Annotated in this window: 14 protein-coding genes; 12 read left to right on the top strand and 2 right to left on the bottom strand. The window is 50.6% G+C overall.

Features of this window, described 5'->3' with window-relative positions; all coding sequences use genetic code 11:
* The first annotated feature begins 5 nt into the window (after positions 1–5).
* The 6 genes from EZV72_RS09135 to EZV72_RS09110 all read left to right on the top strand — a co-directional run bounded on the left by EZV72_RS09135 (position 6) and on the right by EZV72_RS09110 (position 7,375).
* Positions 6–1,613, top strand: coding sequence for a dihydrolipoyllysine-residue acetyltransferase (locus EZV72_RS09135; protein ID WP_137166954.1), 1,608 nt, complete (start codon positions 6–8; stop codon positions 1,611–1,613).
* Positions 1,614–1,718: 105 nt separating this feature from the next.
* Positions 1,719–2,573 carry a 23S rRNA (adenine(2030)-N(6))-methyltransferase RlmJ gene (locus tag EZV72_RS09130; RefSeq protein ID WP_137166953.1) on the top strand — a complete coding sequence of 285 codons (855 nt, stop codon included), beginning with the start codon at positions 1,719–1,721 and terminating at the stop codon, positions 2,571–2,573.
* Positions 2,574–4,415, top strand: coding sequence for a protein kinase domain-containing protein (locus EZV72_RS09125; RefSeq protein WP_137166952.1), 1,842 nt, complete (start codon positions 2,574–2,576; stop codon positions 4,413–4,415).
* A 5-nt stretch (positions 4,416–4,420) separates the two neighbouring features.
* Positions 4,421–5,290 carry an acyl-CoA thioesterase gene (locus tag EZV72_RS09120; protein ID WP_137166951.1) on the top strand — a complete coding sequence of 290 codons (870 nt, stop codon included), beginning with the start codon at positions 4,421–4,423 and terminating at the stop codon, positions 5,288–5,290.
* Entirely contained in the window at positions 5,287–5,826 is a 540-nt protein-coding gene (locus EZV72_RS09115; protein ID WP_137166950.1) for a gamma carbonic anhydrase family protein, read from the top strand. The genes EZV72_RS09120 and EZV72_RS09115 overlap by 4 nt, the downstream gene beginning before the upstream one ends.
* A 427-nt stretch (positions 5,827–6,253) precedes the next feature.
* Positions 6,254–7,375, top strand: coding sequence for a pyridoxal-phosphate-dependent aminotransferase family protein (locus EZV72_RS09110; RefSeq protein WP_232364399.1), 1,122 nt, complete (start codon positions 6,254–6,256; stop codon positions 7,373–7,375).
* Between the two features lie 62 nt (positions 7,376–7,437).
* Here the strand turns inward: EZV72_RS09110 and EZV72_RS09105 are convergent, their stop codons facing one another.
* Together EZV72_RS09105 and EZV72_RS09100 are read right to left on the bottom strand one after the other, a co-directional pair.
* Positions 7,438–8,181, bottom strand: a complete 744-nt coding sequence (locus tag EZV72_RS09105) for a DUF3307 domain-containing protein (protein WP_137166949.1) — start codon at positions 8,179–8,181, stop codon at positions 7,438–7,440.
* 2 nt (positions 8,182–8,183) lie between these two features.
* Positions 8,184–8,816, bottom strand: a complete 633-nt coding sequence (locus tag EZV72_RS09100) for a hypothetical protein (RefSeq protein WP_137166948.1) — start codon at positions 8,814–8,816, stop codon at positions 8,184–8,186.
* Positions 8,817–8,986: 170 nt separating this feature from the next.
* Here EZV72_RS09100 and EZV72_RS09095 point away from each other — a divergent pair, with 170 nt between their 5' ends.
* The 6 genes from EZV72_RS09095 to prc all read left to right on the top strand — a co-directional run bounded on the left by EZV72_RS09095 (position 8,987) and on the right by prc (position 14,477).
* Positions 8,987–10,216: a nucleoside recognition domain-containing protein gene (locus EZV72_RS09095; protein ID WP_137166947.1), complete on the top strand. Its 1,230-nt coding sequence runs from the start codon at positions 8,987–8,989 to the stop codon at positions 10,214–10,216.
* 67 nt (positions 10,217–10,283) lie between these two features.
* Positions 10,284–10,994 (top strand): SIMPL domain-containing protein, encoded by a 711-nt coding sequence (locus tag EZV72_RS09090; protein WP_137166946.1) that lies wholly within the window; start codon positions 10,284–10,286, stop codon positions 10,992–10,994.
* Between the two features lie 24 nt (positions 10,995–11,018).
* Positions 11,019–11,474: a GAF domain-containing protein gene (locus EZV72_RS09085; RefSeq protein ID WP_232364398.1), complete on the top strand. Its 456-nt coding sequence runs from the start codon at positions 11,019–11,021 to the stop codon at positions 11,472–11,474.
* Entirely contained in the window at positions 11,471–11,761 is a 291-nt protein-coding gene (locus EZV72_RS09080) for a hypothetical protein (RefSeq protein WP_137166945.1), read from the top strand. Before EZV72_RS09085 ends, EZV72_RS09080 begins: the two co-directional genes overlap by 4 nt.
* Before the next feature lie 15 nt (positions 11,762–11,776).
* Complete coding sequence (gene proQ, locus EZV72_RS09075) at positions 11,777–12,436, top strand: RNA chaperone ProQ (protein ID WP_137166944.1); 660 nt, start codon at positions 11,777–11,779, stop codon at positions 12,434–12,436.
* Between the two features lies 1 nt (position 12,437).
* On the top strand, positions 12,438–14,477 hold the full coding sequence (prc, locus tag EZV72_RS09070; RefSeq protein ID WP_137166943.1) for a carboxy terminal-processing peptidase: 2,040 nt from the start codon (positions 12,438–12,440) through the stop codon (positions 14,475–14,477).
* Positions 14,478–14,552: the final 75 nt, after the last annotated feature.

Raw genomic sequence — 14,552 nt, 5'->3', positions numbered from 1 at the left:
GTGGTATGACAACAGAATTTATTCTCCCTGACATTGGTGAAGGGATTGTGGAATGCGAGCTGCTGGAATGGCTGATTGCAGAAGGTGATCATATAGAAGAAGATCAGCCCGTAGCCGAGGTCATGACCGACAAGGCGACGGTTCAGATCCCAGCCATGCACTCAGGTACAGTGAAAAAGCTTTATTATCAGACCGGCGATATTGCCAAAGTGCATGCGCCGCTATTTTCCATGGACAAAGACGAAGACGGCGATAGTGCGACGGATGACCCCGAAGCGCCGCCAGCGTCAGAACAGCCTGCTGAAGCACAGCCCACCAGCTTGCCACAGGCAGCCGGTGAAACCACCGAAGATTTCATTTTGCCGGATATCGGTGAAGGCATCGTTGAGTGCGAAATTGTAAAGTGGCATGTGGCCAAAGGCGATCAGATTGAAGAAGATCAGCCAGTGGTAGAGGTGATGACCGACAAGGCCGTGGTAGAGATTCCGGCAAAACACGCCGGCCAGGTGAAAGAGCTGTACTACCAGCAGGGTGAAATAGCTCGGGTACATTCACCGCTGTTTAGTTTATCCGTTGCCGGTGCAGACACGCCGGCAACCAATACAGAGCAACAGACACCGGCCCCGGCTACACCAGCTCCCTCATCAGCAGCAGGTAACAATGAACAGGGTGCTGCGGCGCAAAAATGGCCGGATGGTGAATTTGAGCCACCGGTGGAGATTCCCGGCAAGGTACTGGCGAGCCCGGCTGTGCGACGGGTCGCCCGGGAAAACGACATTGATCTGACCACCATCAAGGGAAGCGGTAAAAAGGGCCGGATTCTGAAACAGGATGTTCAGTCGCAACAGACTGTCGCTAAAGCAGAATCAGTAGCCCCTGCCAGGCAGGCCACACCCGCCGGCAGTGGCAATGTACGCACTGTTGCTGTACGTGGCGTGCAGGCGGCAATGGCCAAACAGATGAGTGCATCAGTACACACCATTCCGCACTTTACGGTCAGTGATGAGCTGCAAATGGATGCTCTGATGACATTGCGCAGCGCACTAAAACCTGAGTTTGAAAAACAGGACGTAAAGCTGAGCTTTATGCCGTTTTTTGTTAAAGCCCTGTCGCTGGCGCTGCATGATTTTCCGATCATCAACAGTCAGCTCAATGATGACGCTACCGAGCTGACCTATTTTGATGACCACAATATTGGTTTTGCGGTGGACTCAAAAATTGGCTTACTGGTACCCAACATCAAACGGGTGCAGGATCTCAGTCTGCTGGATATTGCCCGTCAGATGCAGGAGATTATCGGCAAGGCCCGCGAGGGTAAGCTGGGCGGCGATATGCTTAAAGGCGGAACCATCAGCATATCCAACATTGGCGCAATTGGCGGGATGACCGCCACGCCGGTTATTAATAAACCGGAAGCAGCCATTGTGGCGCTGGGCAAAACCCAGAAGCTTCCTCGCTTTGATGATAACGGGCAGGTGACTGCACAGCATCTGATGCAGGTTAACTGGTCGGGCGATCACCGCATTATTGATGGCGCCACCATGGTGCGTTTTAATAACTGCTGGTGCAGCTATTTAAGCGAGCCGACCCGGATGCTCATGCACTTACGCTGATACAGCATAACGATGATAACAGGCAGTCATCTGTCTGCCTGTTGTTAATCCGGCCTGCAGACAGGTAGAATAGCCGGATATTCGTTTTTATTCACAGGCCTATACGTGCTTAGCTATCGACACGCTTTTCATGCCGGTAATCACGCCGATATTCTTAAACACCTTTGCTGGCTGGGTGTTATTCAGCATTTAAAACAAAAAACTAAACCCTTTGTCCTTTTCGACACCCATGCCGGTGCCGGTGAGTATCCGCTGAACGATGATTTTGCAAGCCAGAACAAAGAGTATGATACCGGTATGACCCGGCTACTCGACACGCAGGCTGTCAGTCCGCTGCTGGATGATTACCTGACGCTGAGCCGGCCATTCTGGCAGCAGCAGATTTATCCGGGCTCCCCGCGTCTGATGGCCGGAGCGCTGCGTGAGCAGGACCATGCTCATGTAATGGAACTGCATCCCACCGAGATTGATAATCTACAGCGCTCTATGCGCCGCTTACACAATGAGGCTATCCATGTTCATCATCGCGATGGACTGGAAGGGCTGATTGCTCTTACGCCGCCCAACCCAAACCGGGGCGCAGTATTGATTGACCCGCCTTACGAGCAGAAGAAAGAATACAAACAGGTGGCCGACACCGCCGCTAAAGTGTATTCGCGCTGGCAGAATGCCCAGATGGTGATCTGGTATCCGTTACTTTCCGGCCGGGCAGAAGAAAAAGCACAGGCGTGTCAGAGCATGCTGGACGCTGCCAGTCAGCTGGGTAAAAACGCTTTTTGTGCAGAGCTGACCGTGGCCGAAAACACCCATGATGCAGGCATGTATGGCTCGGGCGTTCTGGTTATCAATCCGGCCTGGCAACTGGATGAGCAACTGACTCAGGCGATGAAGGAAGTGGCCGGACAGCTTGGTCCGCAGGCCGGATTTTCATTACGCTGGCTGAAAACAGAAAGTATGTAAATGAGTCAGCCCCGCGCCCTTAAGCACTTTTATATCCCTGAAGAGCAGTCGGTCTATCTGCTTAGTCATGCCGATGCTAAAAAACTGCGTGACTGGGTCAGGCTGTGTACTGAACAGCTGGCTGCGCTGGGATATCAGGATATAGCTCTGATTGGTAAAGGCGCGTTTGGGTTTGTGTTTGCCGGGAAAACCGGCAGCGGGCTGAACCATGTATTTAAGTTTTCCCGCATCACCTTACCTCAGCATGTGCAGGATCGGCTTGAAGACGAAGCCTTTATGCTATCGCAGGTCAGTCATCCTAATGTGCCGCCACTGATTGAATATCAGCGCGCCGGAAATCAGCCCATTTTAGCGATGCAGCGTGCTGTGGGCGATGATCTGGAGCAGGTCAGTCTGCGTGACGGTGCATTGCCACCGCGCATCATTGTGAAAATTGCCGTGCAGGTTGCTACCATTTTGCAGACGCTGCGCGATAACCGGCTCAATCAGGAAAAAAAGCCGCTGGTGCACGGGGATATTAAACCCTCCAACCTGGTCTGGGATGCCCGTAGTGAAACCGTACAGCTGATAGACTGGGGCTCTTCGGTATTTGCCCAGCTGGATGTGGATGGACAGTTTGTGGCCGGTAATGTGATGGATCTGATGTCTTCAGATATGCAACAGACCAACGCCAGGCTGGGTGATGTTTACTTTATTGGCGATGATCAATTAAACGGGGCGCTGTCTTCACCGCGTTTTGATGAGCAGGGGCTGGCCAGTACCCTGTATGCTCTGGCGTCAGGACAGTCAAGCCGGTTTGGTCGCAAGGTGGTTACCCCCCATGCCCTTGGTTTGCCTAAAATGCTGGCCAGTGTACTGGAATACATGCTTAGCGATGATCCCGGTGAACGCCGGGCCGGTGGTGATTATTTTTTCAATCACCTGCATGTATTCAGCCGGATGGTTTTCGGGCCGGATGAACCGGTACCTTACACTCCGCTTATTCCTACCTGGGTCAGTCAGCGCGATAAAGAAATTGAGACCGTGGTGTACAGTTCTCGAAAGTCTTATCTGCGCCAGCAACTGCCAGATGCCCAGGAGCAGCTCAGGTACATTAATGACGCCCAGTTTGAGCGCTATTATAAAAACTATCTGATGGGCATGGGCGAGACCGAAAAAGGTTTTATTGCAGCGGTCAGCCGGTTGGGTAAATATCCGGTGGTAGGGGGCCTGGCCATTCGCTGGGAAACCGACGGCATTTATGTCGACTCCAGCCTGAACCTGTATGACCAGACCCGCAAAGCGGCGTTTGAGCAGTCGGTTAACACGGTCATTTCACTGGCCCGGGCTATTCATCGCACCGGTATATTTAAATGCTGTATGTTTAATGCAAAAGATACCCTGCATATAGAGCGTGAATCAGAACAGGATGCCTTTGTGCCGCCTGCCGGCCTGCGCATTCCGTTTGAACTTTCCCGTACCCAGGTAGTAAAAGATGACAGCCGCACACACTCGTATTTTGAAGACGGGGATGATCCTGACGAGCTGTTACAGCTGCCCGGTGAGATTCTGACTTTGCTACAACAGCTAAATACTATCCATCATACCGGATGTATTATTTTTGAGTCATTACCTACCCATTTAAAGATACATAGCTATTATATGCTGCTGGATCATTCCCAGCAGTCCCGGTTTGAACAGATCTTACAGCAGATTGTGGCCGCCGTACCGGCAATCAACGGTCTGGGAATATCGGGCTTTATGAAGCTACCGTACAAAGACACCCGTTATTTTGAACATAAAGCGCAGTTACCGGAGCGGTATTACCCCCGTAACCCGCGAGCAACATCGTCAGTGGAGTAAACAAGATGTCTGAGGTTAAAATGTCCTCGTTGTTTGAACTTGAAAGCGTCGAAAAAGGCCTGTTTCGTGGCCAGAGCTGGGATCTGGGTTTTCGCGCCTTATTTGGCGGGCAGGTACTGGGCCAGGCGCTGGCAGCCGCCTACGCCACGGTAGATGACGATCGCGTGGTGCACTCATTTCATACTTATTTTCTGTTGCCTGGTGATGCCCAAAAGCCGGTTGTCTACGATGTCGAAGTCGTGCGAGATGGTCGCAGCTTTTCAGCCCGCCGGGTTAAAGCGGTTCAAAATGGCAAAAACATCTTTTACATGACCGCTTCGTTTCAGCTGAAAGAAGAGGCCATCCACCACCAGTTTGCCCAGATGCCGGATATCCCGGGCCCGGATGAACTGGAGTCTGACATCAGTTTTTACGAGAAAAACTTTGAAAAACTGTCTACCGGCATGCAGGAAGCACTGAGCTACCATCGCCCGATTGATATCCGGACGGTGGATGCCACCCGTACATTCAGGCCGAAAAAGCAGGAACCTACCCGCAATGTATGGCTCAAAGTGCGTGAGCCGATGGATGATGATATTAAACTGCATCAGTCTACGCTGGCCTATGCCTCTGACTATCACTTTTTAAGTACTGCGCTGCAGCATTACGGCCTGGCGGTATCTGACAGCAATCTGCGTATGGCCACCATCGACCATGCGATGTGGTTTCACCGTCCGGTTAACCTGAATGACTGGTTGCTGTATACGATGGACAGCCCCTTTACCGGTAATAATCGTGGTATTGTGAAGGGACAGATTTTCAATCAACAGGGAGAGTTGGTGGCAAGTACGATGCAGGAAGGTATGATCCGCCTGCTGCCAACTGACAACGCATGATTTATCAGTTAAAAGACAAGCAACCGACTATCAGCGAAGGGGTCTATATTGCCCCGGGAGCGCATGTGATTGGTGATGTGATCCTAAACCGTAATGTCAGCGTGTGGTTCAACGCTGTGATTCGCGGCGACTGTGACACCATTGACATAGGCCCGGATACCAATATTCAGGATGGCAGCATTCTGCATACCGACCACGGGGTACGATTATGCCTGGGGCAGGGGGTTACGGTGGGCCACAAAGCCATGCTACATGGATGTCAGGTTGATGATTACAGCCTGATTGGCATCAATGCGGTGGTGCTCAATGGCGCAAAAATTGGTAAGTATTGTGTTATTGGGGCCAATGCTCTGATTACTGAAAATATGGAAGTCCCCGACTATTCACTGGTGGTGGGGTCACCCGGTAAAGTCATTAAGACTCTCGATGCACGCGCTGAAGACATGCTTAAAGCCTCTGCCGACCATTATGTGGAAAATGGCCGCACCTTTGCCGACTCTCTGACGGTCTTATCTGATCCTTCTGCCTATCTGTAAGACGTTGCCCCGACGCATAAAAAAAGCCCGGAAGTGATTCCGGGCCTAGGGGAATGGCTCATTGCTGAGCCGTGCGCTAACTTTTGCAAAGGGAGAAGTTCATGCAAACAAATAAAGCGAATAGTAATAATAGATCACTGCTGGCTAATTTATAAACAAATATTTATGAATTTTTTGTGAACTTCACTTTCATTGCTTAAAAATAGCCCATTTTCTTTTATTTAACAATAGTCTTGCTCACCAGTCCGATGAGTTGTTTTCGGTGCTTTTGTCTGACTCTTCCGGCATGACTTGCCGACTATGTTCATCTACCCGCGTTATCCTCCTTCCTGTTTGGTATTCATGTTATTTATGTTCATGATGGACAATTGTAGTTTTGTGAATATATTGTAACAATGAGGGGGTATTTCTCAATAAGGGCTAGTTTATGGAAAATTTTAAAACATTTATCCCACCAGAGCGCACCTTAATGGGGCCTGGTCCGTCTGATGTGAGCCCCAGAGTATTAAATGCCATGGCGCGCCCAACGCTGGGTCATCTCGACCCGCTGTTTATTGACCTGATGGACGACATCAAGGGGCTGCTTCAGTATGCATTTAAGACCACCAATGCGCTGACCATGCCGGTTTCTGCGCCGGGATCGGCTGGAATGGAAGCCTGTTTTGCCAATCTGGTTGAGCCGGGCGACAAGGTGGTGGTGTGTATTAACGGTGTCTTTGGTAACCGCATGGTGGAAAATGTCACACGCTGCGGCGGCACGGCCATCAAGGTAGAAGATGCCTGGGGAGAGCAAACCAGCCTGCAAAAAGTGGAGGATGCCCTGAAAGCCAATCCGGATGCTAAAATTCTGGCCTTTGTTCACGCCGAAACATCCACCGGGGTGCGCAATGATGCTCAATCCCTGTGCGCGCTGGCCCGTCAATACGATTGTCTGAGTCTGGTTGATGCGGTGACATCGCTGGGTGGTATTGAAGTGGATGTGGACGGCTGGGGTATTGATGCCATTTATTCCGGTTCGCAAAAATGCCTGAGCTGTGTGCCGGGTTTATCACCGGTGTCATTCAGCCCACGCGCAGTTGAGATTATTCAGAATCGTAAAACGCCGGTACAAAGCTGGTTTCTTGATATGAACCTTATTGTGGGTTACTGGGGGCAAGGCGGTAAGCGGGCTTATCACCATACCGCGCCGGTAAACAGCTTATATGCGCTGCATGAATCACTGCTGATGTTAAAAGAAGAAGGCCTTGAGCAAAGCTGGCAACGTCATCAGCAGGGCCACGAAGCATTGCGTGATGGTCTGGAAGGGCTGGGAATGCAGTTCAGTGTAGATAGCCACTACCGTTTGCCTCAGCTTAACGCTGTGGCGATTCCACCGGGCGTGGATGATGCTGCTGCCCGTAAACAGTTGCTGGAGAACGATAACCTGGAAATCGGTGCCGGGCTGGGCGACCTGGCAGGCAAAGTCTGGCGTATTGGGCTGATGGGCTATGCCTGTAAACCGCGCAATATTGATCATTGCGTAGCCAGTCTGGCCAGGGTGATTCGCTAGACCTTTAACACTGTTTTGTTACTGACTGAAAGCGGCTGATAAAAGCCGCTTTTTTATTGGCGCTACTTGCTAATGAGTGCGACCATGGCCCAGCCGGCAATCAGGGCAGTGGCAAAGCTCATCAGTGTGCCCAGCATCATATACTCAGTCAGGCGCATATCTTTTGCCTTAGACAAATCTCCAACCCGGAACACGGTCTTAGTCGCGACCAGAAAGCCCAGCCCGGTATACTGATCAACTAAAATAAACGACAGGGCCAGTACCCGTTCCACGTAGCCAATCCATCGCCCGGCAGTCCCCAGGCTCTGATTATCAATACTGTTAAGCACAGCGGTGTGTCGGGCCAGCATTTTGGCAATCAGTATGCTGGCCGGATTCAGTACAATCAGATAGCCAAGCAGACACACCAGGGTGTCTGGCGCCAGTAGCGTCATGGCCGAGGCCATGACGACTGTCATACTGATATTTCCCAGCCAGACTGCGGTCATGCCCAGTACAATTACGTGCGCGAGCTGGTCGGCAATAAAGGCGGTGGTACTGTGGTGTCCGGTTTTCAGCCAGTCGATCAGCAAGTGACTGCCAGCAATAACCAGCGCAGCACTGCTGATTTGCATGGCGGTGAGCGATGGCTCGGACACACTGGCCAGATAAAGCGCGCCAACAGACAGTAAAAGATGCACAGCGCTGTGTTTATACAGCGCAGCAGAGCGCCACCCCGATTGATTTCTATCGGCAATCCAGCGGTCGGGCTGCAGGTAAAAGTCACCAATAAAATGGGCTGTCAGTAATAATAGTAACAGGGTCATCCTTACTCCGTTGTCGGGCTATGTAACAGGCTGTTGATGTAGGTAATGGTCTCGGGCAGTAAGTCTGCCCCCGCCGCCCGCAGGCGTTCAGATACATTTTGTCTCGACGTCCCCAGCTGCTCCGCCAGGCTCTGGTGAGTCGCAAAGTCTGATGCCAGATACTGATGCACCAGTTCAGCCTGTCGGGCACTGTGGCGATTCATAATATAACCCAGCTGCTGACAGATAACTTGCAAGGCCGGGGCATGCTGATCACCGGCGGTCTGAATCAGCAGTTCTGCACTGCGTAGTGTTTCCAGTTTGCGGCCTGACCTGATATAAGCCAGACCATTGTTTAGGCCAGGATCCGCGCCCTGCATTTCACCACTGTCAAACGCCAGGCTCATGGTGCACTGTAAAGGCGGCACGGTGTGACCGGACGCCAGCCAGCTTTTTAGCTGCAGTGTCAGTTTACATGCCTGTTCAGGCTGACCAAAAGCAATCTGGAATTCATCGCCACGATAGACCGAAAAGGTCAGTGTAGTCTGGTTCTGCAAGCTGCCCAGATAATCTGCCAGCCCGTTGACGGTTGAATGATAGCTACTGGTATCCAGCCGGGTTGACCCCACCAGATCTGCGGTAAGAACACCGATCATAAAACATCCTGTTATGTCATTGGTAGCAAGTATATAAGCTTGCTTTAAACTAGGCAAGCCTATGAGCTTGCATTGTAGGAAGAAAGTGCATAGCCTTGCCATTCAAAAGCAGTAAAATGATGATTGCTTTGCTACACTGCGGCAAAGAACAATTTATAACACAGGTAGTTATGATTCACAGAATCTGGCTGTTTTTTATCATTTCAGCATTTCTGGCCACCTGCATGAGTGCCATATTCGGCCAGGGGGCGGGCGGTTTTGAAGCGGTGATGACCGCAATTAACGATATGGCTCAGCTCAGTGTAGAGATTGCACTGGGATTGATTGGGGTACTGGCGTTCTGGATGGGAATTTTTCAGGTGGCTGAACAATCCGGTCTGATCAATCAGCTGGCCAGGGTGCTGTCACCGTTGTTGCGGCGTCTGATGCCTGATATTCCGGCCAATCATCCGGCACTAGGCAGTATTACCATGAATATGTCTGCCAATATGCTGGGACTGGACAATGCCGCTACACCATTTGGTATTAAAGCCATGCAGGATATGCAAACGCTGACCCGGACCAAAGATCGTATCACCAACAGCCAGATTTTATTTTTGGTCTTAAATACATCCTCGGTCACCCTGTTTCCGATTGCGGTATTTTTGTATCGCGCCGAGCAGGGGGCTACTCAGCCTACAGATGTGTTTGTACCTATTTTGCTGGCAACCAGTGCCTCCACACTGGCCGGCCTGATTGTGACATCGATGGTACAGCGTATTAACCTGTTTAACCGGGTTATTTTGCTTTATCTGGCCGGCGGCTTTGCCATGTTGGCTGCGGTGGTACTGTACTTTTCTAACCTGGCGGCAGAACAGCTGGCCGGTCAGTCGTCAGTGCTGGCCAACTGCCTGTTATTATCGTTTGTGGTACTGGTCCTGGTCACCGGTTACCGGCGCGGGCTCAATACCTACGAGTTGTTTATTGATGGGGCGAAAAAAGGTTTTGAAATCGCTATTTCGCTTATTCCGTTTTTACTGGCCATGCTGATTGCCATTGGCATGTTACGCGCCAGTGGTTTACTGGAAGCACTGGCAACCGGTATCGCTACGGTCGTAGGCGCACTGGGCATGGACACCCGCTTTGTGGAAGCATTGCCAACCGCGCTGATGAAACCTTTATCCGGCAGTGGGGCCCGGGCACTGATGATAGAAACCATGCAGCATCATGGCGCCGACTCGTTTGCCGGCAGACTGGCCTCTGTCATGCAAGGCTCCACCGAAACTACTTTTTATGTGCTGGCTGTTTATCTGGGCGCCGTGGGCATAAAACATGCCCGGTATGCCGTAGTCTGTTGTCTGGCAGCCGATGTGGCAGGCCTGATGGCTGCCATTGGTGTCAGCTACTGGTTCTTTGGTTAAGCTGTTCACTCACGGTTCAGTGTCTGGGCGACACACTCTTAACTTACACAATAAAAGGATATGACCTATGCCAGTAAGAAAAACCATTGCGCTTATAGCCACTGCCTTATTAATGAATTCACTGACAACGCCGGTACTCGCTCAGAGTACTGCGGTAGCAATGCCGGTTCCGCAAATTCATGTCAGTGGTACAGGCTCTGCGGTCATCGTACCAGACACCTTTTCTGTGACGTTCATCCTGGAGCAAAAAGGCGAATCACTGACCAAGATGAACACCCGGATGCAACAGGATATGCGCCAGCTAAGTGACTTTTTGCTAGAGCAGGGCGTGGCTGAACGGCATATTCAGTCTATGCAGATTCAGCTAAACCCCTGGTATCAGTCCACCTCGCAGGGGCGCGAAGAAAAAGGCTTTGTGCTGAGTCGTGAAGTCACAGTTGTGCACGGTAATCTAAATCAGTACGATGCGCTGATTGACGGTGCCCTGAAACGGGGAGTCACCCGCATCAGCCATTTTGAACTGACTGCCGCAGACCAGGATAAAGCGTATCAGCAAGCCTTGATAAATGCCGTTAGCGACGCCAAATCAAGAGCCAGTTTGCTGGCCCGTGAACTGGGTGTCACGGTTGGGCAGGTCCAGTCGCTGAGCGAAGGAAACCGCGGGGCAGTAAGAATGGAAAGCCGGGCTAAAATGATGATGGCTGACAGCGCGACTGGCGCGATGCCCGGTCAACAGTACATTAAGGCAAGTGTCAGCGTGACATTTGCCCTGCAGTAATAACATTAATGAGTGGAGCAGCTTTTGACTGAACAACTTTATTCACGCCTGCAACAGCAGGCGCAGGCACTGGTTTCCGGTGAGCATGACCTGATTGCCAACATGGCCAATATCAGTGCGCTATTGTTTAATAATCTGGAGGCCGTCAACTGGGCAGGGTTTTATCTGTATAAAGAAGACCAGTTGGTGCTGGGGCCATTTCAGGGCCAGCCTGCCTGTATTCGCATTCCGATGGGCAAAGGCGTTTGCGGTACCGCAGCCCAGACCCGCACTACCCAGATGATTGAGGATGTTCACCAGTTTGATGGACATATTGCCTGTGATGCCGCGTCCAATTCAGAGATTGTGATACCACTTATCGTAAACGATACCCTGATAGGCGTACTGGATATCGACAGTCCTGAGTTTTCGCGCTTTACTGAACAGGATAAAGCGGGTCTGGAAGCCATTGCGGCCATTCTGGTTGAGTCGCAACAATGAAAGATAATGTCGATATTCATGTGGTGCTGGCGACCATTAATGACATGGATGACCGGTTTGACGATCCCGAAGAGGCATCCGAGCGTTTAAATTTTATTCTGCACGCGGTTTACGATCGGGCAGAGGATGACATTGAAACAGGCCGTCTTGAGCAAATATTGCACTACGCATGGGAGCAATGGGCCCGAAATGACAGTTTATTAGACATCGAGGATGATGAATTGCTGGATTGGGTTGACCATACGCTGGCAACTTGGGATGATGCGGATAATTCGGAATTTTACTAACTAGCGTTAAATTTAATGGAAGCAACAGAGAAGTTTTCAAACAGTAAAGAAGTCATCGCCTATCTTGCCGAGCGTTTTCCGCACTGTTTCTCCACAGAAGGCGAAGCCCGCCCTCTAAAAATTGGCATTTTTCAGGAATTGGCAGAGCGTCTTGATGACGACGAAAGAGTCAGCAAAACATTACTGCGTTCCACACTGCGTCACTATACTAATAGCTGGCGTTATCTGCATAGCATCCGTGAAGGCGCCCATCGGGTAGACCTGGACGGTAATCAGGATGCGCAGATTGAAAAGGAACATGCGGATCACGCGCGCCAGCAGCTTGAAGAAAGTAAAGCTAAGGCCGCAGAGAAGCGTAAAGCAAAGCAGCGTGAAGCAGGCGACAAACGTCCGGCAAAACGTGCTGATTCTGCCGGTACACCACGTCAGCGTCCGGCCGATGCGAAAAAAGGAACTAAACCTAAAACCAGCAGACCAATCAAGACACCACCTGCTAAATTAACAGACGGTGATCTGCAGGCTGGGACTAAGGTTACTGTTAAACTGGGTAAGGCACCAATGCCTGCCGTCATTACCGAAGTTGCTAAAGATGGCATTCACGTTCAGCTTGATACCGGTATGGTTGTCAAAGTGAACGCAGACGCGCTGCGTTTGGCAAGTTCCAAGAGGTCGTAAAATGAAAGATATCCTTCGTATTTCTATCGCCGGTGCATTCCTGACTATGGGAGTGGGCGCAGGCGCGGTGACCAGCACACCTGATGTTGATGGCCTGCCGATATTGCAGCAGGAATCACAGCACAGTGTAGCTGCCAAGCGGGTAAGTGCTTTGTTTACCCGCGCTCACTACAAAGAAATTACGTTGGATAACGCCTTGTCAGAGCAGGTCTTTGACCGTTTTCTAAAATCACTGGACAGCAATAAGCAGGTTCTGCTGAAAGAAGACATTGACGCGTTTCGCGAATATCAGGACGACTTTGACGAGGCACTTTCACGCGGTAACATGAAAGTTGCCTACGATATGTTTAATGTTACTTCAGAGCGCCGTTTGCAGCGTTTTGAATATGCATTAAGCCTGCTTGATGAAAAGTTTGACTTTGAAAAAGCCGGTGACAAGTTTTATTACGACCGTGAAGATGCCCAGTGGCCCACGTCGGAAAAAGAGCTTGATGAAATCTGGCGCCAGCGGGTTAAATACGACGCGCTGAACCTGATTCTAGCTGGCAAAACCTGGGAAGAAGCAAAAGATCTTCTGACCAAGCGTTATAACCGTGCTATTAAACGTTTGAAACAAACACAAAGCGAAGACGTGTTTCAAAGCGTAATGAATTCGTTTGCCCGAACCATCGAGGCACACACCAGTTACCTGTCTCCCCGTAATGCAGAACGCTTCCAGATGGACATGAACTTGTCATTTGAGGGCATTGGTGCTGTGTTACAAAGTGAAGATGATTTCACCATTATTAAAAGCATTGTGGCGGGCGGCCCTGCCGATAAGTCCAATGCGCTGAAGCCGGAAGATAAAATCATCGGCGTGGCTCAGGATGAAGAAGATTTTGTTGATGTAGTAGGTTGGCGTCTGGATGAAGTGGTAGACCTGATCAAAGGGCCAAAAGGCTCAACCGTTCGTCTGCAGGTTCAAAAAGGGGCCAGTGAAAGTAAATCGATGTCTGTGGTCAGCCTGACCCGGGATAAGATTAAACTGGAAGACCGCGCCGCAAAATCTGAAGTGTATACGCCTGACAGTGGTCCGCATAAGGACGAAAAGCTGGGCGTCATTACCATTCCAAGCTTCTACAACAACCTGCATGCAGACGTTGAAAAAGAAATTGAAAAACTGAACGCGCAGGATGTTAAAGGCATTATCGTTGATCTGCGAGGTAACGGTGGTGGTTCACTGACCGAAGCCACTTTGCTAACCGGCCTGTTTATTGAAAAAGGCCCGGTGGTACAGATTCGCTATGGTGAAGGTAAAATCAGTGTTAACCGCGATACTGACGGCAGCGTGTCTTATGATGGCCCGCTAACCGTGCTGGTTGACCGGTACAGTGCATCCGCCTCCGAAATTTTTGCCGCGGCCATGCAGGATTACAACCGTGCACTGATTGTGGGTGAACAAACCTTTGGAAAGGGCACCGTACAACAGCATCGTGGTCTTGGCCGGATTTATGATTTGTATGAAAATCCGCTGGGCAGTGTGCAGTTCACCATTGCTAAGTTCTACCGTATCAATGGCGGTAGTACACAGCACAAAGGCGTGGTACCGGATATCACTTATCCGTCACCGATTGACCCGGCCGAGTGGGGCGAAAGCCAGGAAGAATCAGCTTTGCCATGGGATAGCATTGACCGGGCAAATTATGCCACTTTCGGTGATGCGCAGAATGCCCTGGATGTGCTGACAGCCAAGCATAATAAGCGCATTATGCAGGATCCTGAGTTTGGTTATCTGCAGGAAGACATCAAGGATTACAAAGAGAAAAAAGAGCGCGATTATGTTTCTTTAGTGGAATCTGAACGCCTGGCAGAAAAAGACGAAGACGAAAAACTGGAGCTTAGACGTGCCAATGAACGCTTAGCGCGCATGGGCAAAGAGCCGGTTGAGTCGATGGATGATCTGCCCGATGATCTGGAAGAGCTGGACCCGTTTCTGGATGAAGCCGCCAACATCACATACGATATGCTGAACACTGGAAAGTACGCAATTCATCAAAAATAATAAAGCAAATACAAAGGGCTGGTGCTAAAAAGCCAGCCCTTTTTGTATATGTAGCACACAAACGACAACAATAAT

It is taken from the genome of Salinimonas lutimaris (genome assembly GCF_005222225.1).
Lineage (GTDB): Bacteria > Pseudomonadota > Gammaproteobacteria > Enterobacterales > Alteromonadaceae > Alteromonas > Alteromonas lutimaris.
This window is presented reverse-complemented; position numbering and strand designations above follow the sequence as displayed.

Bases quoted from the DNA above. Each gene is read 5' to 3' on its own strand.
- EZV72_RS09095 (WP_137166947.1), top strand. From the start codon at position 8,987: ATGATTCACAGAATCTGGCTGTTTTTTATCATTTCAGCATTTCTGGCC.
- EZV72_RS09090 (WP_137166946.1), top strand. From the start codon at position 10,284: ATGCCAGTAAGAAAAACCATTGCGCTTATAGCCACTGCCTTATTAATG.
- EZV72_RS09105 (WP_137166949.1), bottom strand. From the start codon at position 8,181: ATGACCCTGTTACTATTATTACTGACAGCCCATTTTATTGGTGACTTT.
- EZV72_RS09080 (WP_137166945.1), top strand. From the start codon at position 11,471: ATGAAAGATAATGTCGATATTCATGTGGTGCTGGCGACCATTAATGAC.
- EZV72_RS09110 (WP_232364399.1), top strand. From the start codon at position 6,254: ATGGAAAATTTTAAAACATTTATCCCACCAGAGCGCACCTTAATGGGG.
- EZV72_RS09120 (WP_137166951.1), top strand. From the start codon at position 4,421: ATGTCTGAGGTTAAAATGTCCTCGTTGTTTGAACTTGAAAGCGTCGAA.
- EZV72_RS09115 (WP_137166950.1), top strand. From the start codon at position 5,287: ATGATTTATCAGTTAAAAGACAAGCAACCGACTATCAGCGAAGGGGTC.
- EZV72_RS09135 (WP_137166954.1), top strand. From the start codon at position 6: ATGACAACAGAATTTATTCTCCCTGACATTGGTGAAGGGATTGTGGAA.
- EZV72_RS09125 (WP_137166952.1), top strand. From the start codon at position 2,574: ATGAGTCAGCCCCGCGCCCTTAAGCACTTTTATATCCCTGAAGAGCAG.
- proQ (WP_137166944.1), top strand. From the start codon at position 11,777: ATGGAAGCAACAGAGAAGTTTTCAAACAGTAAAGAAGTCATCGCCTAT.
- prc (WP_137166943.1), top strand. From the start codon at position 12,438: ATGAAAGATATCCTTCGTATTTCTATCGCCGGTGCATTCCTGACTATG.
- EZV72_RS09100 (WP_137166948.1), bottom strand. From the start codon at position 8,816: ATGATCGGTGTTCTTACCGCAGATCTGGTGGGGTCAACCCGGCTGGAT.